The 25,884-nt window shown below is 54.1% G+C and carries 19 protein-coding genes; 6 read left to right on the forward strand and 13 right to left on the reverse strand.

Annotation, left to right across the window (positions count from 1 at the left end):
- Window positions 1-18: 18 nt before the first annotated feature.
- Window positions 19-1,029 (forward strand): LacI family DNA-binding transcriptional regulator, encoded by a 1,011-nt coding sequence (locus tag ACR0IY_RS08535; RefSeq protein ID WP_480672217.1) that lies wholly within the window; start codon window positions 19-21, stop codon window positions 1,027-1,029.
- 183 nt (window positions 1,030-1,212) lie between these two features.
- On the opposite strand, the gene ACR0IY_RS08540 is transcribed toward ACR0IY_RS08535, so the two are convergent.
- Together ACR0IY_RS08540 and ACR0IY_RS08545 are read right to left on the reverse strand one after the other, a co-directional pair.
- Window positions 1,213-4,533 (reverse strand): ATP-binding protein, encoded by a 3,321-nt coding sequence (locus tag ACR0IY_RS08540; protein ID WP_480672219.1) that lies wholly within the window; start codon window positions 4,531-4,533, stop codon window positions 1,213-1,215.
- 453 nt (window positions 4,534-4,986) lie between these two features.
- Entirely contained in the window at window positions 4,987-6,132 is a 1,146-nt protein-coding gene (locus ACR0IY_RS08545) for an aromatic ring-hydroxylating oxygenase subunit alpha (RefSeq protein WP_480672221.1), read from the reverse strand.
- Window positions 6,133-6,263: 131 nt separating this feature from the next.
- Between ACR0IY_RS08545 and ACR0IY_RS08550 the strand changes: the two genes are divergently transcribed.
- From ACR0IY_RS08550 to ACR0IY_RS08560, 3 genes are all read left to right on the forward strand, one after another.
- Window positions 6,264-7,190: a LysR substrate-binding domain-containing protein gene (locus ACR0IY_RS08550; protein WP_480672223.1), complete on the forward strand. Its 927-nt coding sequence runs from the start codon at window positions 6,264-6,266 to the stop codon at window positions 7,188-7,190.
- A gap of 634 nt (window positions 7,191-7,824) precedes the next feature.
- Complete coding sequence (locus ACR0IY_RS08555) at window positions 7,825-8,877, forward strand: hypothetical protein (RefSeq protein WP_480672225.1); 1,053 nt, start codon at window positions 7,825-7,827, stop codon at window positions 8,875-8,877.
- Between the two features lie 31 nt (window positions 8,878-8,908).
- Entirely contained in the window at window positions 8,909-9,958 is a 1,050-nt protein-coding gene (locus ACR0IY_RS08560; RefSeq protein WP_480672227.1) for a TAXI family TRAP transporter solute-binding subunit, read from the forward strand.
- 10 nt (window positions 9,959-9,968) lie between these two features.
- On the opposite strand, the gene ACR0IY_RS08565 is transcribed toward ACR0IY_RS08560, so the two are convergent.
- The 3 genes from ACR0IY_RS08565 to ACR0IY_RS08575 form a co-directional block, all read right to left on the reverse strand.
- Window positions 9,969-11,591: an ExeA family protein gene (locus ACR0IY_RS08565; RefSeq protein WP_480672229.1), complete on the reverse strand. Its 1,623-nt coding sequence runs from the start codon at window positions 11,589-11,591 to the stop codon at window positions 9,969-9,971.
- Between the two features lie 536 nt (window positions 11,592-12,127).
- Window positions 12,128-12,781 carry a DUF1826 domain-containing protein gene (locus tag ACR0IY_RS08570; protein ID WP_480672231.1) on the reverse strand — a complete coding sequence of 218 codons (654 nt, stop codon included), beginning with the start codon at window positions 12,779-12,781 and terminating at the stop codon, window positions 12,128-12,130.
- The gene (locus ACR0IY_RS08575) at window positions 12,778-13,989 is read right to left on the reverse strand and encodes a GTP-binding protein (protein ID WP_480672233.1); all 1,212 of its coding nucleotides are present in this window, start codon (window positions 13,987-13,989) and stop codon (window positions 12,778-12,780) included. Before ACR0IY_RS08575 ends, ACR0IY_RS08570 begins: the two co-directional genes overlap by 4 nt.
- 678 nt (window positions 13,990-14,667) lie before the next feature.
- Between ACR0IY_RS08575 and ACR0IY_RS08580 the strand changes: the two genes are divergently transcribed.
- Window positions 14,668-17,142: a CoA transferase gene (locus tag ACR0IY_RS08580; RefSeq protein ID WP_480672235.1), complete on the forward strand. Its 2,475-nt coding sequence runs from the start codon at window positions 14,668-14,670 to the stop codon at window positions 17,140-17,142.
- Between the two features lie 4 nt (window positions 17,143-17,146).
- Window positions 17,147-18,781, forward strand: coding sequence for a N,N-dimethylformamidase beta subunit family domain-containing protein (locus tag ACR0IY_RS08585; protein ID WP_480672237.1), 1,635 nt, complete (start codon window positions 17,147-17,149; stop codon window positions 18,779-18,781).
- Between the two features lie 191 nt (window positions 18,782-18,972).
- Here the strand turns inward: ACR0IY_RS08585 and ACR0IY_RS08590 are convergent, their stop codons facing one another.
- The 8 genes from ACR0IY_RS08590 to ACR0IY_RS08625 all read right to left on the reverse strand — a co-directional run bounded on the left by ACR0IY_RS08590 (window position 18,973) and on the right by ACR0IY_RS08625 (window position 25,804).
- Complete coding sequence (locus ACR0IY_RS08590; RefSeq protein WP_480672239.1) at window positions 18,973-20,769, reverse strand: cobalamin-dependent protein; 1,797 nt, start codon at window positions 20,767-20,769, stop codon at window positions 18,973-18,975.
- 310 nt (window positions 20,770-21,079) lie between these two features.
- Window positions 21,080-21,214: a hypothetical protein gene (locus ACR0IY_RS08595; RefSeq protein WP_480672777.1), complete on the reverse strand. Its 135-nt coding sequence runs from the start codon at window positions 21,212-21,214 to the stop codon at window positions 21,080-21,082.
- Between the two features lie 60 nt (window positions 21,215-21,274).
- Window positions 21,275-21,415 carry a hypothetical protein gene (locus ACR0IY_RS08600; protein ID WP_480672241.1) on the reverse strand — a complete coding sequence of 47 codons (141 nt, stop codon included), beginning with the start codon at window positions 21,413-21,415 and terminating at the stop codon, window positions 21,275-21,277.
- Window positions 21,416-21,720: 305 nt separating this feature from the next.
- Window positions 21,721-22,416 (reverse strand): RraA family protein, encoded by a 696-nt coding sequence (locus tag ACR0IY_RS08605; RefSeq protein WP_480672243.1) that lies wholly within the window; start codon window positions 22,414-22,416, stop codon window positions 21,721-21,723.
- Window positions 22,413-23,108: an alpha/beta fold hydrolase gene (locus tag ACR0IY_RS08610; RefSeq protein WP_480672245.1), complete on the reverse strand. Its 696-nt coding sequence runs from the start codon at window positions 23,106-23,108 to the stop codon at window positions 22,413-22,415. Before ACR0IY_RS08610 ends, ACR0IY_RS08605 begins: the two co-directional genes overlap by 4 nt.
- On the reverse strand, window positions 23,105-24,229 hold the full coding sequence (locus ACR0IY_RS08615) for a cobalamin-independent methionine synthase II family protein (protein ID WP_480672247.1): 1,125 nt from the start codon (window positions 24,227-24,229) through the stop codon (window positions 23,105-23,107). Before ACR0IY_RS08615 ends, ACR0IY_RS08610 begins: the two co-directional genes overlap by 4 nt.
- A 10-nt stretch (window positions 24,230-24,239) precedes the next feature.
- Complete coding sequence (locus ACR0IY_RS08620; RefSeq protein ID WP_480672249.1) at window positions 24,240-24,842, reverse strand: class I SAM-dependent methyltransferase; 603 nt, start codon at window positions 24,840-24,842, stop codon at window positions 24,240-24,242.
- Window positions 24,839-25,804, reverse strand: a complete 966-nt coding sequence (locus ACR0IY_RS08625; RefSeq protein WP_480672251.1) for a cupin domain-containing protein — start codon at window positions 25,802-25,804, stop codon at window positions 24,839-24,841. Before ACR0IY_RS08625 ends, ACR0IY_RS08620 begins: the two co-directional genes overlap by 4 nt.
- Window positions 25,805-25,884 lie beyond the last annotated feature (80 nt).

Raw genomic sequence — 25,884 nt, forward strand, 5'->3', positions numbered from 1 at the left:
ATCTAAAAAGCTGTATTCATGGCGAAGAAACCCACCTTATCAAGCGTAGCCAAAGAAGCTGGCGTATCGGTTCCAACGGTTAGTCAGGTTATGCGTGGAACGGGCCGAATCTCGGAGAAGACGCGTCAAAAAGTTCTGAGCGCAGCCAAGCGGCTTCGCTACGTCCCAAATCACGCAGCTGCCACAATGCGATCGGGCGACAATCGCGAGATCGGCTTCATCCTGAACAAACTGGCAAACCCGTTCAACGCGGAGGTCGTCAGCGGTGCCGTCGACTTACTGGAGGCCGAAGGTTTCATGGTGTCGGTCCTCGACGCACAGGGGGACCTTCAGCGCCAGGACCGTCTCCTGGAAGCTTGCATCCGATTTGGTCGCCGTGGCTTAATCTGGGTTCCGGCGTTCAACACAAACGAAGAAGCTATGGAGCTTTTGGATGCTCATGGTGTTCCCGCTGTTACATTCATGCGAAAGGTTTCACAATCTCTGGATCACGTTGGCGTTCTAAATACCGAAGCGCTCATTCAAGCCACGCAACATTTGATTGGTTTGGGGCACAAGCACATTGCCTACTTTGGGGGCACTGAGCTTACATCCGTGCGTAAGGAACGGATTGCCGGCTATCTCGACGCCATTGATAATCTGGACGGCAAAAACCCAATAATCTGGCCGTGTGAAGAGACCAAGCGCGCTGGTGTTGACGCCATCGCTGCGCTTCGCCAACAATACCCCGAGGTAACGGGCATCGTCTGCAATGGGGATGTTGTCGCACTCGGGGCGTGCTTTGGCCTCATCCAGTCCAACTTGAAACCCGGACAAGATTTTTCAGTGGTGGGCTTCGACGATATCGAGGATGCCGAAGTCTCAACTCCTGGCCTGACGACAATGGCAATCAACCCAAAGAAGTTGGGTACGCGATTGGCAGAAATCCTTCTGGACCGAATGCAAAACCCCGCGATTCCAGTCCGTCATTTCGAATATTCAGCGACCCTGACAATTCGAGGAACATCGGGCCCGGCCCCTGACCGCTGAAGTGTATATCTCAGATGCTGCCGCAGGCCTCTATCGCTGGTTGCAACGATGAAGACACACCCATTCTGGCGCCCATAGTTGCACGTGCCGCTGATGGGGTGGGAACTCTTCAAATGAAGCGTTTTTCTAGAATCTGCTGAAACGAAAACGGGCTTTCACGACGCCACTCTGAATGGTCCAGAATTAACCCAGAGTTGCCTCACCAAGCAGATTATTAGCCTCGTTCTTCTCAACTGTTTGCTCTCCTCCAATAACTGTTCCTAGAACGGCGCTTAAGTCCACAGCGAAAGCTGGAGCATGTTTAAAATCCTTGCAGCTCCTAATGTAATCCACGGTTATCCGAAGTGCGAACATCTTCGCATTCTGTTGTTCGGCGGCACTCAATGCCTCACGAAACTCGGCGTCAGCGACCCGGCTTCCAGAAACTGCCATAGCGTAAACCCGGGCCGTTTCAGCTTGCGCCCACCCTTCATTAGTCAGGCTTTGCTGCCTGCGTGCATCGGCTAGCAACCGCAATGCACTTTCCCGATCACCTATTTTCAAGGTGAGTTCAGCAATCATGGTGAGAAAGAAGGGTTTGTAGTTTCCTGCTCCGCTGCCCCACCAGGCATCCGACGCCTTTCGCAGCGCGCGGATGGTTTCCGGCCCAGGCGAAAGAAATGCACCCACCCAACTACGCCAGAGTGCTGCAGTCAGCGACATGAAGGTGAAAGAGTGTTTGGAAGACAGCGCCTCGAGCTGATCCGCGATCTCAAGTACTTGCCGGGGTTCGCGGCGCAGAAGATGAAGCATGCACAAGTAAGTGAGCGACTGCGCAATACTGTGGGCATGCTCCAGCTTTTGTGCTGCAGCAACCGCTTGTTTCTGGATCTCCAGCGCTTTGTCGGGCTCTCCGCGCATCCATACAGCCATGCTTAAAAAGCACGACGTGATCGCTGCGTGGTCCGATCCATAGATGTAAGCCAAATGCCCGTCGCGTTTTCGGCTATAAAGCTCTAACGCTTTACTCAAGTGCTCGTAGGCGGGGTCCAGTTCCCCAATATGAAATAGCACTGCCCCCATCGCCCGATGCGCCACCATCTGATGCTGTGTCTCACCTGTCGAGTCCGCCAAGCTCAGCAATTGCGTCGAAACATTCCTGGCCAAATCATACTCAGCACGCACCAAATGAAAGGAATACAGACCATTCAATACCGGGAACAAGTGATCGGTTTCTTCCACCCGCTCACACAAGTCGCGTATTCTTGTGTAGACCGTCCCGGTTTCATCAGCGGCTATTCCTGCGGTCGATCGCAAAACCCCTGCCCTGAGAACCTGAACCTCGATTTCCTTCCGGTCACGTTCCACGCTATGTGTCAGTTGGCCCAGCTGCTCGATCGCCAAGGACAGTTGTGTATTCGCCTCGGTATTTGCAGAACGTTGAACTGCGCGTTGGCCAGCGAGATAACGGCAGTCAATGGCCTCCTTGCTCATCCCCGCCATTGTGTAGTGGTGGGCCAGAATTTCTGGACTGGCATCGCCAATGTGGGATGTTTTACTTGCCAGCGTGTGCGCCACTCGAGCATGTAAAACCCGGCGCTCGCTCTTTAAAAGGCTGTTGTAGGCGGTGTCGCGAATAAGGGCGTGACGATAGCTAAAGATTTCCAGGCCGTCCTCCTCGGAAACTGTAACGATGCCGGCGTCAACCAGAAGCTCCAATCCTGCGCGTAGCGCCTTATCGCTGATAGGAGCCACTTTGGCGATCAACGGAAACGAAAATTGAGGTCCAATTACCGCTCCGATTTGGGCTATTTCCTTGACGGAACTCAGGCGGTCAAGCCGCGCCATAAGCGCATCATGCAACGTGCTGGGAACCGAGCTTGCCGGAGACGCCCCACCCAGCGAGTATTTATCCTGCCCTGTCGTCAAAACCCCGGATTCCAGAAGATCTTTCGTCACTTCTTCAACGTATAGCGGGACACCGTCAGATCTGGCCGCGACTAGGTCGTACATTTCACCAGAGATCGACTGACCCTTGGCAACGTCGTTCACAATGCTTTTGACCTGGTGGAAATCCAATGGCTTCAGGACCACTTTAGAAAGGTTGGATTGCAACGCCCAACCTGGGTCGAATTCAGGCCTGAATGTCATAACAACCAATACCCGAAGGTCGCGAATTCGTTCTGCAATCCGATCAAGCAGCAAGTTAGTTGTGGGATCAATCCAATGCGCGTCTTCAAACAACAGCAACACCGGTTTTTCCTCAGCCTGCGAAGTCAGATTGCTCAGCAGCATTTCCAACGTCTGATCCATGAGTTGCTGGGGGGTCAGATTCAGTGCCCCCAATTGATCCTCGAACGGAACCGAAAGAAGAGACGCAGCCAGCTTCAGGGCATGGTCGGAATGATCGCTCAGAACGGACGAGATTTTTTTGAGTTTAACGTCATTTGGCTCATCCGAACGAAGGCCTGCCGTATTCTCAAGTTGACGAATGGCAGGATAAAACGCGCTCGCGTAGTGGTAGGGGGAACACTGATATCGAATTTGGGTGTGCGACACCTTCGGAATATTCTGTCTTAATTCTTCGACCAAACGAGACTTACCGATACCTGGTTCACCAGACACCAGCACAACCTGCCCCTGACCGGAACTTGCCAGCTTCCACTTTTCATTCAGGGTATCATATTCTGCTGTGCGACCGACCAGAGGGTTCAGTAGAGCGTCATCCAAAGCCATGAAGCGGCTGACTGTATCTCGTGCTCCTGTCACTTGCCAGGCTTCAACTTCCCTGGCAAAACCTTTTAGCTTGAATGCACCACGCAGAACGTATTCGAAAGCATCACCCGCCAAATGATGAGTATTAGGAGCGATGATCATCGTGCCAGGATCAGCCATTGCCTGAAGGCGCGCAGCAAGGTTCGGCGTCTCGCCCATCGCTGTTCCATCCTCAAACATTTTTTCGCCACGTAGATCGCCGACAACGACCAGCCCGGTTGCTATCCCTATTCGAACATTCAGCTTCGCATGAGTGCGGATATTTGGAATTTCCTCGACAATACGAAGACCTGCGCGAATGGCTCGCTCCGGGTCATCTTCGTGTGCGTGAGGAAACCCGAAAAAGACCATAATCCCATCGCCATAGTAGCTTGCGATGTGGCCATCAAAGGCCGCAACTGACGCAGCACATGTTTCTTTGAAAAGCCGAAGAACTTCAGATAAATCTTCCGGATCGATCCGCTGAGATATTTCCGTTGACCCGACCAAATCGATAAACATCACAGTTAGCTGCCGACGCTCTGCCACAATCGCGGGGCCTAACGCAGTATTACCCGGTCGATGCCCTTCATTCGCATCAGCTCGAACAGCTTTTATGAATCGCCGTCTTGGGCCCAAGGGAAGCCCAATTGCAATGAGATCTTCATCCGACAACTCAGTTAGATCGCCAAGTTCGATTTCATGCTCGGCAAAGGCCCCAGCATACTTGGACAAGCCATGTTTCTCTAGCCAGCGCGAGATATCAGACATTTGATCCTTTCGCTTGCGGTCACTGCAGAATTCCTGTCTGCGAACCACCAGCATGCATCCCCATTTCTATTCAGTCATTCTAGAACACTCAGTTGTCTTCTAGGAACACCTGAATTGCTTTCTTCCAATGAAGAGACCCGCATTTTATTTGATTAAGGAAAACGTCGCCCCCAAACGGCCCAGCAAATTTACGTCTCAGTAAACAGAGTAGTGACACGCGCGACTGTTATTGGCTGACCAACACGCTCAGAGAAGAGAAGGCGATTAGGATTGACGTTACCTAAAAGCCAATTTTACAACGTCCTGCTGAGTCATCCGAAAGGAAGGTGTGGCCGCCTGGTTGGCAGAACCAAGGGTAGCATGAACACCAGGTCACACGACATCTGCCGTAACAATGGGGAACCTTTTAACCTGTTTCTCACCGCTGGGCAGGGTTGGTGATTATGTCTAAGCTCACGATGCAAAGGTGCGGTTAAGTCCGGCGATCTTTTCAGCCAGGTATTGTGTGAAATCATAGATCGGACGTTCAAGATAGGACAGGTGCCCTGGCCGTGCGGTGTTGGCATTCAGACCCCGGAATACCTTTTCCGTACAACCCCGGTCTTCAGCATTCACGTCATCCAGCAGTTTCTTTAGCGTTGCTATATACTCGTCCGCCTTCGGGTCAGCCATGAATTCGGGCGACAGACCACCACCAAAGACGATGGAGACCTGTCCGGTACCTTTAGGATGCAACGACAGATACCAGAAGTAGCCCGGCGTCAGAGTAATCAGATGGCTGGGATAAATAGTGATCAGCGCCGTGGTTTTCCGCCAATCGCCTTCAAGATGCGTATTGTCCGGATGCGCGTTCCCCATCGGCAGCGAAGCTTCCTTGGTAATCCAGTGATAGTTGAAATTCTTCAGACCCGGCGGGCAATCCATCTCTTCAAGCTTGGAATGGCCCCCGACGGTATCGGCGTGGCAAACCGGAAGATGATAACTTTCCATGAAATTCTCTGCCAGGACTTTCCAGTTCGTGTCCCAGACATGCAATTCTCGGAAGCATTCGACATATGTCTCCATCCGATAGCGCGAGATCATCCGCTCAAGCTCGGACAATTGAGAGGACACACTTTCAATTTCGGGATTCAATGAGACGTAAATCCAGCCCAGCCATTCTTCGCACCGGATCTGAGGCAATCTGTAGTTTTCTTTACAGAACCCGGTGGTTTCTTTCATGAACGGGGCACCGCGCAAATTGCCCTCCAGATCATAGGTCCAGGCGTGATAGGGGCAAACCAGAACGCGGGCATTTCCTTCGCCTTCAACAATCGTGGACATGCGGTGCAGGCAAACGTTCGAGAAGGCGCGCAGGTCACCGGATTTATCCCGCAAAACCACCATGGGCTGTCCGGCGAGTTCAAAAGACATATAGTCACCGGAATCTGCCAGCCGGCTGGCCCGTCCGACGCAGACCCAATCTTTGCTGAATACCGACTCCAGCTCGCGGTTCAGGAAATCTGAACTTGTGTAGATCGAGGGTGGCATGGCCACAGCATCCACCATCTTACGATTTGCAGTATCGATTAGCTCTGAAACTGTTTGGTCTGACGACATAGATGGCTCCCGCTCTTAGTAGTGGTGCCGGCGCCATCAGTAGAAGGCTGATGTCCTCCGGGCAATTTTTAACTTGCCCATTTTTTAAAAATACAAAAACTTTAAATTATTCTCCTTAAGATAGGCAAAATATGGTTCGCTTTACCCTCCGCCAGTGTACCTACTTCCGAACCGTTGCCGAACAGGGTGGAATTGCGCAGGCTGCGCGGGCACTTAACATCTCGCAACCTTCCGTGGCCCAGGCAATTGACAAGCTTGAAAGTCTGACAGGATTGGTCCTGTTTAACCGCCATCATGCGCGCGGTTTAACGCTCACAATGCAGGGGCGATTGTTTCTTGAGCATGTTGCGCGTCTGGAAGCGCAAGCGGAATGGGTCAGCAATCAAGCCCACGCGATGGCTGTCGAATCTGCCGGAGAAATTCGTTTGGGCGCTTTTTGGACTCTGGCTCCGTTCTACCTTCCAATGCTCATTGGCGGATTTCGCACCGTCATGCCCGATGTTTCAATTCGGCAAAGCGAAATGGGTTTGTCTGCGCTTGCCTCCGCTCTGCGTGATGGCGAGATTGATCTGGCGCTGACCTATGATCGCGGCGCTTCGTTGGATGGTCTGGAAGTGATCCAACTTTCGACCCTACAGCCTCAGGTCGTTATCGCCGCCGATCATCCGCTGGCACATCGGGACAGCGTCGATCTCGCGGACCTTTCCGGTCTGCCTTATGTTATGTTCGACGGGCCCGGCAGCCGGGATTATTTCGACGAGCTATTGGCCGAATTAAGTCTGTCCCCTGAAGTCGCCTATGTGTCTACATCTCTGGAAACAGTGCGCAGCGCGGTTGCAGCAGGGTTTGGCTTTACTTTTCTGGTCATGTCACCCGCGACCGGTTCAACCTATGACGGAGGATCGGTGAAGACGCTTCGCTTACGCGCGCAGCTGCGTCCTTTGAATATCGTATTGGCAGGTCGAAATGGTTTTGCGCAGGGGAAAATTCATAAGGCCTTCTGTACCTATGTTCAGTCGCGTTTTGGAGAATTCGGAAATGACCCGAACGGTTACTAGTCTAAGGCACGCGACCTGGCAGCTTTTTAGAGCACCTGGAGTATTGCAGGGATTTCCCTCGGTTAATTACCGCACAGCCCCACACTCTGTTTTCGCCGGTCTCGTCGACCACAATCCTCGGTAGCGATCCTTTGACTAAGTGCGCTGTGATCCACACGAACGCATCGATCGCGCATAATTCTCTTAAGATACCGCTATGTTACGCCGTATCGGGCATAGACGAACACAGCGCACAAGCTCTCCTTCTGGTATGGCGGGGCATCCGTGCAGGGGGGTTGGCCACCTTGTCAGCGTGTTTGAACCGCTGTTTGTGCGGCTAATCTGGCACCCTGCCGCCCAATCTTTTTCGCAAGAACGTCAAGGTAGTGAAAACAGACATCAAGTTTACACCCTATCGCGACGCGGAACGTAATGAGGCGATCTTAGTCCGGTGACGCTATCAAAACCGCAGTCACCCCGTCAGGGTTCGGGTTAGAATTCCGCCTTCGCCGGACCGGCCTTTGCCAACTTCTGAAAGGTTTCGCGACACCCACCTTTCGATTTTGCGCAAAATGTGGTAAATTATGTCACTATTTCCGGTGTTTGGTGTGTGTTGGTGTTTATTCGGGTTCCCATTTTAGCAGCAGTTTTGTGTTTGATATCCTACGTCTCGACCTCGTGGGCGCAGACGTCCGAGGACGCGGCTCCGCCAGTTGACGATGAATACACAGTCGAGCTGCTGTCACAAAAGGCCGCGTCTTTCAGACGCGTCATCGCCACGCTTGAAACAGAAATTCAGGAAGCCGAGTCGCGTTTGGAAAACGCCTACACGCAGCTTCAGACTGTTCAGAGCGAACACATCCAGCTTTTGAAAGATATCGAGCAGCTGCGACGCGAGGAAACGGACACTGTTCAGCAGACGGCGCAAGCGCGTACAGAGCTGCAGAAACTGTTGGCCGAAGTAGAGAAATCGCAAGCGACACTGGCCGCTGCCCAAAAGGCCGAATCTGAGCTGTCCGACATGACGGCATCTCGGGACGAGGTACTGGAACAGACAAAAGCCGCGCAGTCTGATTTGGCAGCCCTGACAACGGACCGCGATGCGGTTTTGGAGCAGGCGCAGGCAGCAAAAGCTGAGCTAGCGGCGTTACAAACCAGTCTGCCGCAACTGCGGCAGACTCACGATGATCTCACAACACAGATTGCAGAAAGCGAAGCGGCGCAGCAAAGGGCTGATCAGCTGAGGAAAGAGGCAGAGGACGCACGGACTGCAGCAGTTGCCGAACACGAGGCGACCAAGACCAACATACGTTCCGCAGCGGCCGAGCGGGATGCCATAGCTGCCAGCGCCGAAGTGCTCCGAACCCAGTTGAACGAACTCAGAGAAGAGCAGGCAGAGACTCTGGCTGCGCTCAACCTGTTAAAAGCGGAACTGCAAGAGGCCATAGCGCCGTCGATTGCCGAGTCTGCTGATGACGCCGTGGGTTCTATTTCTTCAGATCGCCGCAGAGTGCCTCTGCCGCCTGCGCAGATTGCCCGCGCTATTGCGGCAGCCCCAGGGCTAGAACAGGCCGCACCGCAACAACGCAGTGAATTGCAGAATTTACTGGCGAACGGAGTTTGTACACATGAAGCACTGGAAACCGTATTTGTAACGATCAACCGGCAAACACTTGTCTCTCTTATTCGCGATCTTGGCCGCTGCTGAGACGAACCGCTTTACCAGGACGGGGAAACAAATGACCTATTTTAACAAGTATTTAATGCAGTCTCTGGTCATGTTGATGACTTTGTGGCTTGTGACAAGCCGTGCGGACGCACAGGAATTCGAAAAGAACATCCTGACCGGGGGACCGACCGGAACGTATATCCAGTTTGGTCAGGATATCTCGAATCTGATGGCTGGCTGTGGGCAGAATTTGATTGTTAACGAGAGTGCAGGGTCGCTGGAGAATTTTCTGGGCGTGCGTAAACGCAGGGCGACGCAATTCGGCATCGTGCAAAGCGACGTTCTTGAATATCTCAAGACCTATTCCGCCAATGATCCCGATATTGCGCGTGCCATTGCCGGAGTGCGCATTGCCTTTCCTTTGTATAACGAAGAGGTCCACATTCTTGCCTCCAAGGACATCGCATCCACCGATGATCTGAACGGCAAACGGGTGGCAGTAGGCGTAGCCGACAGCGGCACGTTTCTTACAGCCTCGCTGTTGCTCGATCTGATCGGCGTCAAACCGGCCGAGACGCTCACGATCGGGCCCGATGACTCGATGGCGCAGCTGAAGAACGGTGAGATTGACGCCTTTTTCTACGTTGCCGGGGCTCCAACGCGGTTGTTTGCGGAATCCGACATAGATCCAGAAGCGTTTCATCTGCTGCCGATAGTGGACCCGGTGTTGCAGGCCGTCTACACCCCTGCACAAATACCGGCGGGCACGTATGCCTTTATGACGGACCCGGTCGACCTTGTTGCGGTCAAGGCGGTTCTGATGACCTATGAATATGACCCGCGCCGCAATTCCTACCACCAGCAGAGCTGCGATGCGGTTTCCGATGTATCAAATCTGATCCTGACGCAGTTCTCGGCGCTGCAGGAAAGCGGCCATCCGAAGTGGAATCAGGTTGACCTGAACGATATTCCACCGGGTTGGGAAATCGGTGCCTGCGTCAACCGGGGATTGGCCGAGGAATATGAGCTGAATTGTGCGCCAGTGTCCGCGCAAACGGCTGACGAAAGCCCGGCAAACGCCGTGTATCGTAACAGGATCTGCGCCACAATCGGGTGCTGAAATGTCGGCCTCAGGGCTGATCCGGTCCGCCTATGGTTTGCCAACTGCTGGGTGCAGCGCCTTCTGCCGCGACACGCCATGTGGTGACCGAATCTGGTATTTGCAGCCGGGCCGCGGTTAGCGGGGTTTCAAACCGCCCCAGAACTTGGCCTTCGTCATCTGCAAACTCGACGAAAAAAGAGAGCCCCTGACCTTCCCAAATCAACTCGATTTCATCCGCAGTCCTGCTTGAGAACAACGGTTTGGGTGCAATTCCAGTCGCGCGCGCGCCTGTATTGACAGGCGATATCTCATCATTGGTCAGGTTGTACCAACGTGCTGCAACCGAAGGCGCATAGGCAACCCCATCTCCGGTTTCGAACATCTGAGCTAGATACTGCGCTGCCCGGTCATGCCCGCGTAGCGCGGCACGCGAATATAATACAGCCATGTCAGCCGTTTTGTTGCTGTTTAGCGCATTGCGAAAAAACTCCTCGGCCGCAGCATTGGGGGCCGCGTCAATCGGTTTGACCAGGGCGGAAATATCTGGAGGCGCAGTGAGGGTTTTCTTGATCGTGGGTTCAGTGGCCTCAACTGATACGGCGTCATCTGCCAATGTTTGTTCCACGTCTCTTAGGTTGATGATCGGTTGTGTCGCGGGCTCCTGTGCAATTTCTAAGACGTCCTGTGTCAAGGGAGGATTCCGAAGACGGTCCTTCAGAAAACTGTCCACCCACGGGTTCAACAAAATAGCAATTGCCGCCAAACACCCGGCGGTACCTGCCAAGGCTAGTCTGCTGTGTGAAGTGCGCCGAGGTGTTTTTGCCGGGATTGGAGGCGAGGCAGGCGCCGGATTGCGCAGGATGAGCGGCCGGTCTGCCATAGCGGGCGGAGTGATCTGCGTCGTGGACGTTTGCTTTGCCGCGGTTCTTGTTTCGCGGGGCTCAAGCAGTGTTACAGGGCTGTCGCCTCGTGGCCGGAACGCCAGTGTGACAGGGTCGACATATTCGTGCATCAACCGCAGGGCTGTGGGGCCGTCGATTACTTTCAGTTTTTCCTGAGCCGCAAGATACAGAAGTGCTTCGCAAAGCTTGTTAATCAGGCGCGGAATAGCGCTGGCTTTCTTATGGATGCGCCTCGCAGCATCAGGAGTGAACAGGTCACCTTTTGCCCCCGCCTGCACCAAACGGGTGCGGATGTAAGCGTCAACTTCGCCGACTGGCAACTCTCGCAAATAGACCGGCTCACCAATCTGATCTCGCAGGCAACGATATTCCGGCTTGCGTAGCAGACTTCCCAGATCGCTCTGTCCTGCCAGCAACACCGGTACCGGTCCTATCCTGGGATTGCCCGAGATACGGCTCAGAACCTCGGCCCCTTCCGGGGATAGGGTCTGCGCCTCATCTGCGACAATGACCGGGATGTATCCGCTTAACCTGATCTCAATCAGAGTTTGCTCGATTTTGGCCTGTGCGGCCGTGCCAATTGCTGTTTTGCCAAAGGTTAACAACAGCCGCTGGCGGACTTCGGCAGCATCGCCAGACAGGTTGGTCAACAGATGGACTTGGTGTTTCTGCGCAATTTCGGTGTCTTTGATCAGGGCATATGTCAGCAAGGTTTTACCCACGCCGGTTTTTCCGATCAGCGCGGTCATTGGTACATTCCCGAGGATTTCTGCCTTGATCATGTCAAAGGCACGCCGATGACTTTCTGACCAGTACAGGAAGTCCAGGTTCGGCGAGATCGCAAACGGCCGGTGCGCTAGATCGAAACAGTCCAGATACATAACAACCCTGAAGGACTACCTTAATAGTACAAAATCTCGAAAATTTCGAGTCAGTGCAGGCTTTATGCGATCTTTTCTCCTTCTGGTTGAAGGGGTTGCGTGGCTTTACCTTACTTTGCCCAAGATCGAACGGATCACCACCGGAAGCACGCGCGGCGACCAAAAGGCCCGGCTTGACGCAAATTGTTTTCCCCACAAGATTATTATCAACAGAAGCGGTGCAAAACAGAAAGCATCAAGACTAATCAAGGTCTCTGTAAATAGGGTCCCTTGCACCTTTGCCCGAGCCGCTCGACCTCACACGATGCAACAAAGCGAACATCTATCAAATAAATAGGAGTGTCGGCACGTTCTCGAGGTCAACCATCGCCACACCAATTTCGGTATGGCGTTTAATTGAAAAGTCAGTGATTCAATACATGGTCCAGTTCGTTCTCAGGTTCCACGACAGGATCGAGAACCAGCACAAGTCGTGTTTCTCCTGAGCCCTCAATCGGTGGCGAGCGGTGCAGCAGGCCTGAACTCGGCTGCTCAGGCCAGCGCGTTCCCTGCAAAACTATCGGAGCGGTTGTAGGAACGGTGAAGATGCGATCGGGTTCGGTGCCGTCGGTCGAACTGCCATATTGTGTACCTGTTCCTCGGTATGTGCAGACGAGACGCGCGGTAACAGCATCAATATGAAACTTGCGACAGGCATTCGTGGTCACAACATCCAATCGCAGGCGCAGCCATTCAGTTCTCATAAAGTCTGTAAAAATTTTTGCTAACGCAGCAACGTCATCAACTAAGCGGTCTCGTTCCTCGGTATTAGGTGTTCCGGACGCTTCGCATATCTGAAAGACCGCCTGCCGAACCGATTCCGGGCGCAGGATCAATCGAGCTTTCGGTAGGTTTTCCGATGGCAACCCGTCGATCCACGATTGAAAATGTTGCAAAGGGTTCCTGCGCCATATCACGGCAGCGCAGTCCGGGTTATGGATCGCTGTCAAACCATTGAGCGTTTCCGCGACGCTTACCCCAACAGCCGTGTCTTTCATGATTTCTCGAGCGTAGGTCATGCTGCCGCCTCGGCGCCGCGCCACATAGGGAAAGGATCGGGCAAGTTCGGCAAATTCTCGGGTCGGTCCGCTACAAGTGCGGGAAGCAAGGCTGCGTCCAGACGGGCCTTCAATGCGGGCCAATCAATGCCGCTTCCAATAAACACGATTTCCTGCCGCCGGTCGCCCCAGGGCTCTTGCCAATGCGCCTCCATGTAAGCCCGTGCGCTGTCATGATCAGGGCGTCGTTCTTCTGGAACAGTGGCCCACCACGTGCCAAGCGGTTTGATGGAGGACAAAGAACCGGCAAGTGAAAACTCAGCAACCCAATCCGGGCGGGTTGCAATCCAGAAATGCCCCTTGGCACGGATCACTCCCGGCAAGTCACCATTTAGAACAGTCAGAATTTTTTCGGGTACGAAGGGCTGCCTTGCTCGGTATACAAAGCTGGTTACGCCATATTCTTCGGTTTCCGGGACGTGGTCCGCAAACCCGTAAAGCTCTTTTGCCCACATCGGGTGTTCATGTGCTTTCTCGAAGTCGAATAGGCCGGTATTCAGAATCGCTTCGGCAGGCACATCGGAGTGATCGGTTTCGACAATCTGAGCATCTGCATTCAAGCTTCGGATGATCTTGCGCGCGGCGTCGACACGTTCTGGTCCAGCGTCGGTGACCTTGTTCAAGATTACAACGTCTGCAAACTCGATCTGATCTGTGAGCAGATGCACCAGAGTGCGCTCATCTTCATCCCCAAGTATTTCCCCCCTGTCCTTGAGGAAGTCGTGACTGGAAAAATCACTGAGCAGGTTTACTGAATCGACGACAGTGACCATTGTATCCAGCCGCGAGACGTCCGAAAGGCTGTTACCGTCTTCGTCTCGGAAATCGAATGTTGCGGCGACGGGCAATGGTTCGGAAATACCCGTTGATTCAATGAGCAAGTAGTCGAACCGGCCTTCAGCGGCCAATCGCCTGACCTCATCCAAAAGGTCGTCGCGAAGCGTACAACAGATACAGCCGTTGGACATCTCAACCAGCGTTTCGTCAGTGCGGGACAATTCCGTATCAGCGCGCACCAAATCCGCGTCGATGTTCACCTCGGACATGTCGTTTACAATGACCGCAACCCGACGCCCGTCACGATTATTCAGCACCCGGTTCAGAAGCGTCGTTTTACCTGCACCAAGGAAACCGGAAAGCACTGTAACAGGTAGGCGCGTGTCCATCATAGATTGTAATCCTCATCTGGAAGGGTTGGCCGGACCATCAAGCGGGTGTGAGGTCTGCATCCCTTCATCTTGAACATAATGTGCTTTGTTATGTTATAACGTATCAAACAACAAGAAGCATTACGCCTAAAAATTTCGGGATGTATCCTGAATACCTAAGGTATCCGGCAAAAATTGTTCGAAGTCCCGGTCAGGATGGATACAACACGGCGTGTATTAGTTTGGACTCTTTCCTGCCCTTCTCAGCGCTTGCTGCAGCGTGTGTTACCCTGAATTGCTAACGCCCAGCTGGCGCTTTGGTGGATAACGGCCAATGGAATGAACCACTATGGCATTGAAACCTACCAGCCATTTCCGCACGTCACTGGGTAAAAGCGACCGCTGAAAACCATCGTGGCATGGCCCTCTTCAATCCTACGACAAGAGCCGTCTTAGCGGATGGCACAAAACCAACCTTTCGCATGCTCCTCGTATGCTGAAAGGACGAGTGCCTCACGTACCCGTTGATCTGCGACGCAAACCTATGCCACCGAAAAAGACAACAAGATCGAGACGTCAGGTCGGCATCTCACCAAATCCACGCGTTTTTTGTCGGGATTAGAGCAGTTTTAGTGACGCCAAAGTTTCTAAACTCACTCAAAAACTTGGAGCATTGCTCCTGCAGTTGGAGAGACTGGAATGACCACTCGCCCTCTGGGACACATCCGGGTTCTCGATTTCGGTCAATATCTAGCCGGCCCCCTCGTTGGCATGATGCTGGCTGACTTGGGAGCTGAAGTCATCCGTATTGACCCGCCCGGTGGCCCTCGTCTGAAAGAACCTGCGACAGATATGTTGTCGCGTGGAAAGACAGCAATGACGCTCGATTTGAAAACGCCAAACGGTCTCGCCACTGCGCGCGACCTCATAGCGCGTTCGGATGTCGTGATCGAGAATTTCCGTCCCGGGGTTATGGAGCGGCTTGGGTTGGGGCCGAAAGATCTAGTTGCGATCAATCCACGTATAGTGTCGCTATCACTGCCGGGCTTTGCATCTACAGATCCTGCGTTGGCCACCCTGCCTGCGTGGGAAGCGATCATCGCGGCCCGCACTGGGCAGTTTACCGACATGGGTTTGAACCGCCGCCTGATGGGAATCAACCCTTCGTTTACGCCTTTGACACTGGCTTCGGCCTATGGGGCAGCTTTTGGGGCCATGGCAGTTCAATTCGCTCTGCTCGCTCGTGATGTTAATGGCGGCGAGCACATCGAAGTGCCACTGGCCTCGGCCCTGCTCGAAGGTCTCGTCTACAACTGCGAACAGATTGAGGATTATCCAGAACGGTACAAATCACCGCGCGAGGTCGAATTGGATCGACGCGCGGCTGAAGGTTTACCGGCAGACCTGAGTTTTACCGAGTTAGAGGAGTTTCTGGACCCGTTTTATCGCACCTATACTTGTGCGGATGGGCGTGGGTTCTATGTCGTCGCCGGCAGTGTGAAGACCCACCCGCGCAGGGTGCTGGAAACCTTGGGATTGGCTGAGTTAGCCGACGAGTTGCCCGATTTTGACGCCTATCTGGACAAGGTGGAGTGGCCCAACGAATGGTCTCTTCGCAACTATCCCGTGGGAGACCGGGATCGCGCACGGGTGTCTTCGGCCATGAAGACGGCATTTCTGACGCGGCCTTCGCATGAATGGGAGGCGCTGTTTGGCGCAGCCAAGGCACCTGCAACTGCGCAACGCTTTAGCCAAGAGTGGTTGGCCGACCCACACGCCCTAGCCTCGGGTCTGGTCGTAGAAGTGGATGACCAACGGCACGGCAAGATGCGGCAGATGGGCAATGTGGCTTGGCTTGCAGATGACGCTGGCGCCCTGGAAAAACGCCCTGGACCTGAGCCGGACAGCGCATCTGTTGCAAAAATTCTCGCTGAACCGAAACGATCAGGCGAATTTGGCGCGGCGACCAACGGATGGCTTGATGGTCTGAGGGTTCTGGACCTGACAAACGTGATCGCCGGACCAACCATAGGTTCAACCCTTGCCCGATTCGGTGCCAATGTGACGTCGGTCCAACCGGTCGAACCCTCGATAGACCCTTGGAACACCGTGGTATTCGGCCTGCATGCCCATCGCGGAAAGGACAGTGTTCTGCTGAACTTACGCAGTGACGACGGGCGGGACGCCCTGCACCGCCTGATTGCTGAGAGTGATGTCATCACCATGAATGGCACAGATGAGCAACGAGATGCGCTGGGATTGGGTGCACAGCAACTGGCCGAGATTAACCCGCGCCTAATTCTGGTGCAGCTGGGTGCATTTGGTGGTCCGGCGCGAGGGCCGAAATCTGACCACTTGGGCTATGACGATCTTGCCCAGGCCGCGACCGGAGTCATGCTCAGGTTTGGAGGCGGTATGCAAACACCAGAAGAACACGCCCATTTTGGAACGATTGACGTTCTGACCGGGTACTGCGCCTGCGTGGCGCTTGGGGCCGCCCTATTGCGTTTGCAAAAGACTGGAAAAGGTGGAATTGCTCGCGCTTCCTTGGCTGCTGCGGGCAACTTGATCCAAGCTCAGTTGATGTATGATTTCGACGGCCGCGCACCTTTTGACGAACCCTCAGGCAGAGAGGTATTAGGCTGGGGTCCGTTCTATCACTGCTATCGCGCAGAAGACGGCTGGGTGTTCTTTGCCGCCCCAACCGACCGAAAGAACGCATTGCGTTCAGTAGCCAAGTTGGCGGATCTTGCAGAAATGCCCGAGGATCAATTGACCGCAGCTGTGGCGGAACGTTTCGCAACCCAGCCGGCCGCATACTGGGCCGGTGCGTTTCAGGAAACGTCATCCACCGTCATGCCGCTGGGCTCTTTGCACAAGACTCGCGACGCGGCACTGCAGCTGGAAAGTTCGGACAAAGTTGACCTAAACCTCAATACGTTCAGCGCCATTCGCCATGACCTGCATCCGATGGGCCGCTGGTGCGATCTGGTCGCGCCCAATGCGGTACGCCCAACGCGGGCAAAGATCACCATTCCCGGCCCAATGCCGAAATACGGCGCGGACACGTGTCGCATTCTTTTGAATTTAGGCTATTCCGAAGACCAGATCGAAACCATGATTGAATCCGGCGCGGCCAGTGAAAGTTGGTCAGCGAAATACCTACCGGAATAGGCGAATGTTATCTTCAGAAGAACCATTGCCAGCCACAACACCCCGGACCCGCGCCAAGGCGCGGCATATAATCGATAACTACTTCATCGGACCAGCTCGGGATGAAGCCGTTTTGGAAATCTGGGGCTATACCCCCCGTATGAGTTATGCGCCTGGCGATACAGTCACGCTGCATGTTTCGACGACCGCCGTGACATGGGACTTGGAAATCGGTCGGGACGGGTCGAACTATGAGTCCGTTTTGCGAAAAGAGGGTTTGACTGGCAGCCATCAGAAGACACCTCTCGATTGCTCGGTCAAAGGATGTAACTGGCAGGCAAGCCATGAATTTACGATCCCGACGGATTGGCGCCCGGGCGGCTACCTGATCACGCTTGGTGCCGAGCGGGACGGTGACCGTGTTGAAGAACATCACCTTATCCTCGTGCGCGGTGCAGCTGAGTCCGATAGACCGCGCATAGTATTGGTCTGCGCGACAGGCACGTGGCTTGCCTATAACTGTTGGGGCGGGTCGAACCACTACGAAGGGATCACAGGACCGGAGCGCAATGCCTTTTCGCCCATGGTATCAACTCAACGGCCATGGAGTAGAGGTTTTTGCAAACTTCCCGCAGGCGCCCCTCGCGCCGTTCCCGAGATCCCTCATAAACCCGGGACAATGGTTCGTTACCCGTACATGGAATGGGCCTATGCCTATGGCTACTCCAAGAAATACGCATCTGCGGGTTGGGCCAGCTACGAACGACATTTCGCCCGTTGGCTGGAGGCCGAAGGGTTTGAATTCGATATCGTCACGCAGCATGATCTTGAGGAGCAGCCTGATCTTTTGGCACGCTACACATGCGCAATCTTTGTTGGGCATGATAAATACTGGTCTGCAAACATGCGGCACTCGGTGGACCGGTTCGTCGAAAACGGCGGCAAAGTGGCTCGGTTTGCCGGGAACTTCCTATGGCAGACACGCATCGAAGATGAAGGCCGTACCCAGGTCTGTTACAAATACAATGCCGATCAAGATCCGCTGTCGGGCACCGAGCAGGAGCATCTAGTGACTGGCGCTTGGGAAGTTCCACCAGTCAATTGGCCCGGTGCATATACCTTTGGCGCAAACGGCCTCAAAGGGATTTACGCTGGGTTGGGGCGCTGTGTCGGACAAGGCAGCGCGGGGTTTACCGTCTATCGCCCCGATCATTGGGCAATGGCAGGCACAGAACTCGGGTACGGTGATCAGCTTGGGGCTGGATCACGCATATTCGGCTATGAGGTCGACGGGTTGGACTATCAGATACAAGATGGTCTGCCCTACGCAACGGGGTCAGATGGTGCAGACCCGAAAATAGAAGTCCTGGCAATGGGACTGGCAACGAACGTCGAACCCGATCACGGGATACGGGGCGAAACTTTGTACATCGATGACGGAGACGCGAGGTTCAAAGCAAAGGCTCAATTCGGAACCATAACTGAAGAAACACTGGATCGCAGCAAACGCGGAAATGGCGTTATCTTGTATTGGCAGCGCGGAAAAGGAGAAGTCTTCACCGCGGGCACGTGCGAATGGGTAATGGGGTTGATTTGTAAAGATCAACAGGTGGAACGCGTTACGCGCAACGTACTAAGAAGGTTCGTAGCCGCTGATTGATTGCGCCAAGCAATTGATCCTAAGTTCAGAGTGGAACCCCAACCCATTGCCGACCTGGAATACGTCGTTGGATAACTACGGCCGCAGCCCGTTTTTTCGGACATACACCGTAGGTGCAACGTATTAATTCTGTCGAACTCACACATCGCACAATAAACCGCTCTTTCGCATTGCCTAACAAACGGCGGCTTTCACTTACTTCCCCGATCTTCAGGTCTGACAAGAATGGCCCTTAACGCATCACAGGCCGCTTCAAGATCAACACAAACCGATACCCCTATTCCTTTGAGCTCAGCAGTAACATCCACTGGTAAGCTTGTATTACTGCCTTCGGGGATTTCGTTCAGACGACCGCCAATCAGAACCGGCAGTTCAAGCCCTGCCTCACTCAGTTTGAGCATCAGCAATTTCGAATAGCGCAAGGCCACACCGTTATAGGTGCTCAGCGCGATCACATCGACAGACTTCTGTTTGGCAAGCGCAACGATATGATCCGGATCGCTCGATACACCACCGTCTTCTATTGCAAACCCGGCTTTGTGGAAAACGAGATCCAACAGCATTTTGCCATGTTCATGAACATCCGTGGTCGCAGTCAGAATTCGGACAGGTGTCTTCGCAATATCTGTAAGCTCCTGACCCGCGTCAGAGGTAATAAACGCTTCGGCTTCTTCCTCTAATTCACGATGGGTTGTTGCGCCAATGATGGGGGTTCGCCGCCCCGGCGCGTCCCTTCGCGGTGCACCTCCGCCAAATGACCGCTCCAAAATCCGCCCGCCAATGCGACGCAGAGACAGTAGCAGCTCAAACGGGTCGCTCGTATCAATACCTCCTTGCGACAAACCTTCCAGAACCCGGTCTGCAAACCCCTGCCCTTCTCGCATCAAGGTCTCGCTTACGCTGTCGATCTCATCGGTGTTGATCAGAGGTAAATAGCCATCCGCCAATTCGGTAAGCCTGCCTAAATGGCACTGGGCATCACAGATTTCCGCCACATCGGGAATGCGCTCATTCTCGCTGACCGGCACCGGGTTCAGGGCATGTCCAGTTGGCTGAAGCCGCTGTGCCACAATGTCTGACAGAAGATAAGTCGACAATCCGGCAAAATTCTCGGCATGGTTCCCCTTGTAAAGCACCGTTGCGCCATAGATCTGCGAGCCGGGCACACCGCCGCTGATCATTGACAAGGCCCGTTGAAAGGCAATCCGTGTTAGGGGTTCGGTGAAGTGATGGCCATAACAAACCGCATAGGGCGCGCCAATCAGGTCAGTTACGATGTATTTTTCAAGCAGGGCCTGACCCAGTGCCGAGGTTAGGTCTTCAAATACCGCCGCATATCCATCATCCAGATTGGAATGCACTAAAACCGGAACCGGTTGCGCGGCGATCAGCCCAAGCGCCTGAACCGTGGCCCGCGTCGTTTCCACGTCATCGTCATGCCCGGGCAAACGAAAGGTAAAATACTGTCCCAGATTTCCGATCGTTGTCGCACCTGCGGCCAACGCGGCACAGGTATTTTCAAACGCCGCGGGAAACCCCAGCATAAAGTCACCAAAGTGCATTGCGGCTGGGCTTGCGTTGGTCAGGCGCGCAAAAGCTTCGGCGTCATTCAGAAGAACCCCGGTTCCGCGCGACTGATCTGTGCGCTGGTCCCTAGGAAAGCCCATGGACCAGTCGAGGCACATGCCAAACCGATCAATCCGCACATCCCGTTTTGAACATCTGTCGTAAACCCGCTGGATGGCGTCAATCGTGTGCTCAAGATCACGAAACCCAAGATGTGCATGCTGCATCACATGACCGGATTGCATACGATTTTTTTTGTACTCGATCTCGTTCTTGAAACTGGTCGCGCGATGAAATCCACTGTCCCCAACAGACCAGCAGGACACCATTCCTTTGCCAATGCCAAGCAGATGTGCGCCCTTTGGCAAATCTTGTTCGGGAAGAATCTCGGCGCGATTAATTTTGTGAATTGGCTCGCTCATAGGGTCAAATTGATGAAATCCGGAAGGTTGGCAAGTTAGTTTTGCCAGCTTTGAGATAAATCAATTTTTCCCACTACAACTTTCGCGCAGGACGACCTTAGCTTTTGATGTAACCTGTCCAGGCTGCCTATAGTGCAACTAGTTCACACCATTGGGTCCATTTCAGCCGCGTAAGCCTGTAAGAGCTTTGACCCGACATACAGGCCCTAAGGCCCAAGATGTGCCGTCATGCATTCTCGGCTACCTCGACTAGATCAGGTTTGACGTCGCGAATGTGAGCCATCAATAAGTCGCTCTGCCGCCAGAGAGATCAAAAAACCGCGCCCGTTTTAAACGTGCAATCTTCTGAACTTAACCACATCACCAACCGTGCGACCTCTTCGATCCAACCTAGTCTTTTCATCGGTGACTTTTCGATCATGATCTGGACGAATTCGGAAGCCATCTGGTTCAGAATTGCGGTCTTGATCGCGGCAGGAGCGATGCAGTTCACGCGACTATAAATCTAGGCAAGCTCTTTGGTGAGCGATTTGGCAAAGCCGATCACGCCCGCCTTTGTACCCTTAAGCATGTTCACGCAATAACCCTTGCTAACATTTAGGCGACGCAGGCGGAAGAACACCGTCTTGGTCTGTTGGGCACACATGTGAGGATCGTCTTCAGCCAGCGCATTTGGCTATACAACTTCAGACAGGGCGTCCTGTGGCATGCGACGCTTGTATGATGCCATCGAATTTTCGTCGGTTTTGGTCAGTGGCAATTCACTTCCTTTGCGGTCCTACGGCGGTCTAGCCACTATCCACGTTCAGATTTGTCCCGGTGATGAAACCTGCTTGTTCCGACCTGCCATATTCAGAGCTTTCCATTGTTGCCCTTAGACCAGGCAGTCAAACCTTGGGCCCACTTGTGTCAATTTATTCAACTGTCATTCAATTTGATTGCCTCTCGCAATCAGGTTCTGGCTTTTTCAAAGGCTGACCAAGCGGTTTCGAATGCTTCGAAATTAAACTCCGGATGACTGGCTGCGTCCAAGACAATACGTTCTGTCGACAAAAGCTTTTGTATCGCAGCTACCAATTGATCGATGACATCCTCGGGCACGACCAGAGCGCCATGACGGTCGGCATGGATCAACTGGCCGGGACTAACTTTCAGGCCAAAAACTGAAACCGGCTTATCAATCTCGCGGATATGGACGAAACCGTGGCTCGGCCCAACAGAGCCAGCGACAACCGGGAAACCCTCTGGCAAGTCTCCGAGATCGCGCATAACACCATTGGTTACGACCCCGGAAATACCGAACCCTTTGTGAACAGAAGTATTGATTTCACCCCAATAGGCCCCGATACAATCCGGGTAATCCAAATCCTCAATCACAGCGACACAGGGGCTGGGTGCTTCAGCCATGTATTTGTAGTAGGCCATGCGCCGGGTTTTGATGACGTCAGCCGGTTCGGTCGGTGGGTTGACTGCCGCGATCTTGGCTGTGCGCGCATAGCCGACGATCGCGGGTTCGTCAGGTGCCGAGCACAGCATGGTGCCGCGCGTGAAATCGTCGAAGCCGCGTTTGCCCTGCGCCACTTCGATGGCATTACAGACTGTGGGAGTGTCTACCTTGCGAAGCAGGGACAAAAGGGATGGCGTCATGTGTCCTCCAACCAGCGGATCAAGGCCGCTGTGGTTTTTTGTGGTTGTTCCAATGTCGGAAGATGCCCTGCACCTTCAATGACCGCGAGCGCGCTATGCGGCATCAGTTCGTGCATCATTTGGTGGCGCTCAATAGGGCACAGCTTGTCTTCCCGCCCGCATAAAACCAAAGCGTTTCCTGTAAAGGCCCGGAGGATTGCGCTTTGGTCCGGGCGGTCCATCAGCGCCTGCGACTGTCGCAAAAAAACGTCAGGGCCCAAGTCAGCGGCCATTGCCATACACAGATCCAGTATAGCCCCTTGGTTTGGTCCGTCCGCGAGGTAACTAGGCTTCATCTCGTCACGCATCACCGTCCTCAGTTTCCCGTCGCGAACGGCAACCATCTGGGGCGCGCGACGGGCTTTGACCTCGGGCTTTTCGGCCAGCGGATTCGTGTCGAGCAAAGCCAAACGCGAGACACGTTCAGGAGCCTGACGCAATACTTCCATCGCCACGATACCGCCCATCGACAAGCCAGCCAATGCGAATTCGGGCGGCGCATTTTCCAGTATGTCAACCGCCATGGCCTGCACGCTGTCGTGCCTGGACAACGGGAAAGTCATTACAGGCATTTTTCCGGATAGAGCATTGATCTGCGGCCCAAAGAGGCGCGCGTCGCACATCATTCCCGGCAAGAGGATCAAGGGTGTCATGCCAAGACCAGCTTTGCCCCATCAGACAGTGCCGACAACTTGGCGTAAGCAATCTGAGGGTCGACCGCGCCAAAGCCCGCAAAAGTGCCAAAGCCGCAATCACTGCCCGCGATCACCCGGTCTGCGCCAACAATCCCTGTAAAGCGCTCGATCCGCTGGGCCACGAGTTCGGGGTGCTCGACAAAATTCGTAGTGGTGTCGACTACGCCGGGCACCAAAACCTTGTCATCGGGTATCTCGGCCCTGCGGTCGCGGAACACCGTCCACTCATGGGCGTGTCGCGGGTTCGAGGTCTCAAAGAGGACATAGCGCGATTTTGTCGCCATCAAGGTGTTGAACACCTTATCCATTGCAATGTCACAGCAGTGAGGACCCTCGTAGTTGCCCCAACAGATATGCACACGCACGCGATCCTGCGGAACGTTTTGAAGCGCGTGATTCAAGGCCTCGACATGCATATTGGCAATCTTGACGAACTCATCATCCGAGAGGTCGGTGAACAGCATATGCCGCGACAATGCCAGATCGGGGCAATCCAGCTGAAGATCCAATCCGGCGGCCACAATGGTTTCGTATTCCTCTTTCATTGCTTCAGCCAGCGCTGCCAGATAAGCCTCGCGCGTTGGGTAGAATTCGTTCTGCAAAAACAACGATATCACACCCGGCGACGCAGCATTCATGAAGCCGCGTTCTGCACCATGCTGTTTCATTGCGGCTTTGAGATTGGCGATATCTTTCTCTAACTCGCCCTGTCCTTTTGAGCGCACTTCGCCAGTGCACATTGGTCGTGCGTATTGCGGCGTGCCACCGTCATTGGCCAGTCGCTGCAAAAAACCGGGGAACATCTTCAAATCTGCAGGCGCATTTCGGGGGCTGTCACCCGAAAATCCGGTGTACCGATCCTTGACATAGGTCGCGTAGGAAATCTTCGAGGTTTCGCCGTCGCTGACAACGTCGATACCGGCTTCGACCTGTTTGCGCACGGTCTCAGAGACCGCACCGGTCATGCTGGCATCAAACGCAGCCGTTTCGTAGGATTCACCGTTTTCACGGGCAAAAATGAAATCCACCACGTCTTGCGTACGGGGCAGAGACCCAACATGTGTGGTTTTGATGGTCATCGGAGGCTCCTTAAATATTACGCGCCATCAGGATTGTATGGCTTTGGGTCTCAGGGTCCTCGGCCAGATACCCGGTCATTTGCAGCCCGTTTTCCTCAAGACACATCGCGTAACCGGCTGGTGACAGGGAGGCGTGGTAAACAAGCTCTGACCCCACCGTACCGCTTATTTCTCCGGCGCGGGGCCCGACGGTTAGCATGAGCATTCCACCGGGTCGCAAATGACGCGCCATGCGCGTGATACATTCTTTTTGCTCGCCTGACGTCAGATGAAAAAAGCTGTTCCAGGCGATTATGCCGTCGAATTGCTGATCCAGCTCAAAGTCACGCATATCCGCAAGCCGCCAATCCCCATCAGGCCAGCGATCACGGGCAATAGCCAACATTGCATCGGCGAAATCGACACCTGTTACTGCGAACCCCTCGGCCATGAACCAACGTGCAATCGGATCGCCTGTGCCACAGCCCAGATCCAACACATGATCCCCCGGCTTCAGGCTGGCGGTGAAGCGCGCCAGCCAGCGCGCTTCGAACAGAGCCTTTGAGCGGCGCCTATCATACTCTGTCGCTTGCCGTTCATAAACGGCATGTGTGTCTTCGGGATCAACGCTCATCTTGTCCAAGTGGCTCCTGCCGGGTCATCGGTTGCAGTAATCCGATACAGCCCCGCCTGCCCGGTCATCGAAGGTTGAACGCTATAGGATTCTCCGGACAGAACCACGGCCGTGTCGCCGGTGGACATAGTGGCTTCATGATCGTCGATCGTAATACGCCAGTGGCCGCTGGATGGCATAAGAACCACAGGTTTTTCTGCTACAACCGGTTCGGTCACAGAGGACCCTCGCCCAAGGAAATCAACCTCGAAACCGGGTTTATCCTTGATCATCCCGTTCTCGCCAATCACCGGTGCGGGCTTGTTGGCCGACAACGCCATCAGGTCCCAATACCGCGCAACGTATTTACCAACGACATCTTCAACCGGAACCTCGGGGTAATCTTTCAACTGCTCTTCAGTCAACAGAGGCATCGGGCGCACATTATGCGGCAGTTCCTGCCCTTTTTTGGAGTCGTACAGAACACCATTGTCACCCAGCATCAGCCCATGTGCCTGCGCGTCTTCGATGACTTGAGGTGCCCATGTCACTCCACCGCCCGCATCGTCGCCGCCAAGGATCGACATGATCATCCCATAATCCTGACCGACGTTTTCGAAACCCCGGAAGATACCGGTTGGGATGTTGAAGATATCGCCTTCCTCAGCAATGAATTCGCCGGCGGTGCCATAACGGCCCCAGAAAAACCGCCAACGGCCTTTGGCGACGAAAAAGACCTCGGCCGTCGTGTGACTGTGCAGAGAATTCCGGCACTTCGGCGGTTGGCCCGCAGCGCCGATGTTGAAACCGATCTTGTCCGTGATGTGCACGTGCTGGTCCGGGGATTCCGAAACGCCACCGCCGACGATAGTAAAGTTCTCTTTCTGATCGCTGCCCGGGGTATGGGCGTCAATAAAAGCGGTTTTGCATGGCCGGAGTTCACCATAGCGAACGATGCGGGAAGAGATGGTTGATTTCGACATTTTGTAAGTTCCGATACTACGTTTTCAGGAAGGATGATTTGCGTGCATGTACTGCACGCTCTCTCACTCTCCGGGCGGCC

The organism is Ruegeria sp. BC1, assembly GCF_056539305.1.

What these genes read in the sequence shown, in the direction of transcription:
- ACR0IY_RS08535 (WP_480672217.1), top strand. Translation starts at nt 19, where the DNA reads ATGGCGAAGAAACCCACCTTATCAAGCGTAGCCAAAGAAGCTGGCGTA.
- ACR0IY_RS08540 (WP_480672219.1), bottom strand. Translation starts at nt 4,533, where the DNA reads ATGTCTGATATCTCGCGCTGGCTAGAGAAACATGGCTTGTCCAAGTAT.
- ACR0IY_RS08545 (WP_480672221.1), bottom strand. Translation starts at nt 6,132, where the DNA reads ATGTCGTCAGACCAAACAGTTTCAGAGCTAATCGATACTGCAAATCGT.
- ACR0IY_RS08550 (WP_480672223.1), top strand. Translation starts at nt 6,264, where the DNA reads ATGGTTCGCTTTACCCTCCGCCAGTGTACCTACTTCCGAACCGTTGCC.
- ACR0IY_RS08560 (WP_480672227.1), top strand. Translation starts at nt 8,909, where the DNA reads ATGACCTATTTTAACAAGTATTTAATGCAGTCTCTGGTCATGTTGATG.
- ACR0IY_RS08565 (WP_480672229.1), bottom strand. Translation starts at nt 11,591, where the DNA reads ATGACCGCGCTGATCGGAAAAACCGGCGTGGGTAAAACCTTGCTGACA.
- ACR0IY_RS08570 (WP_480672231.1), bottom strand. Translation starts at nt 12,781, where the DNA reads ATGACCTACGCTCGAGAAATCATGAAAGACACGGCTGTTGGGGTAAGC.
- ACR0IY_RS08575 (WP_480672233.1), bottom strand. Translation starts at nt 13,989, where the DNA reads ATGATGGACACGCGCCTACCTGTTACAGTGCTTTCCGGTTTCCTTGGT.
- ACR0IY_RS08580 (WP_480672235.1), top strand. Translation starts at nt 14,668, where the DNA reads ATGACCACTCGCCCTCTGGGACACATCCGGGTTCTCGATTTCGGTCAA.
- ACR0IY_RS08585 (WP_480672237.1), top strand. Translation starts at nt 17,147, where the DNA reads ATGTTATCTTCAGAAGAACCATTGCCAGCCACAACACCCCGGACCCGC.
- ACR0IY_RS08590 (WP_480672239.1), bottom strand. Translation starts at nt 20,769, where the DNA reads ATGAGCGAGCCAATTCACAAAATTAATCGCGCCGAGATTCTTCCCGAA.
- ACR0IY_RS08595 (WP_480672777.1), bottom strand. Translation starts at nt 21,214, where the DNA reads ATGGCTTCCGAATTCGTCCAGATCATGATCGAAAAGTCACCGATGAAA.
- ACR0IY_RS08600 (WP_480672241.1), bottom strand. Translation starts at nt 21,415, where the DNA reads ATGTGTGCCCAACAGACCAAGACGGTGTTCTTCCGCCTGCGTCGCCTA.
- ACR0IY_RS08605 (WP_480672243.1), bottom strand. Translation starts at nt 22,416, where the DNA reads ATGACGCCATCCCTTTTGTCCCTGCTTCGCAAGGTAGACACTCCCACA.
- ACR0IY_RS08610 (WP_480672245.1), bottom strand. Translation starts at nt 23,108, where the DNA reads ATGACACCCTTGATCCTCTTGCCGGGAATGATGTGCGACGCGCGCCTC.
- ACR0IY_RS08615 (WP_480672247.1), bottom strand. Translation starts at nt 24,229, where the DNA reads ATGACCATCAAAACCACACATGTTGGGTCTCTGCCCCGTACGCAAGAC.
- ACR0IY_RS08620 (WP_480672249.1), bottom strand. Translation starts at nt 24,842, where the DNA reads ATGAGCGTTGATCCCGAAGACACACATGCCGTTTATGAACGGCAAGCG.
- ACR0IY_RS08625 (WP_480672251.1), bottom strand. Translation starts at nt 25,804, where the DNA reads ATGTCGAAATCAACCATCTCTTCCCGCATCGTTCGCTATGGTGAACTC.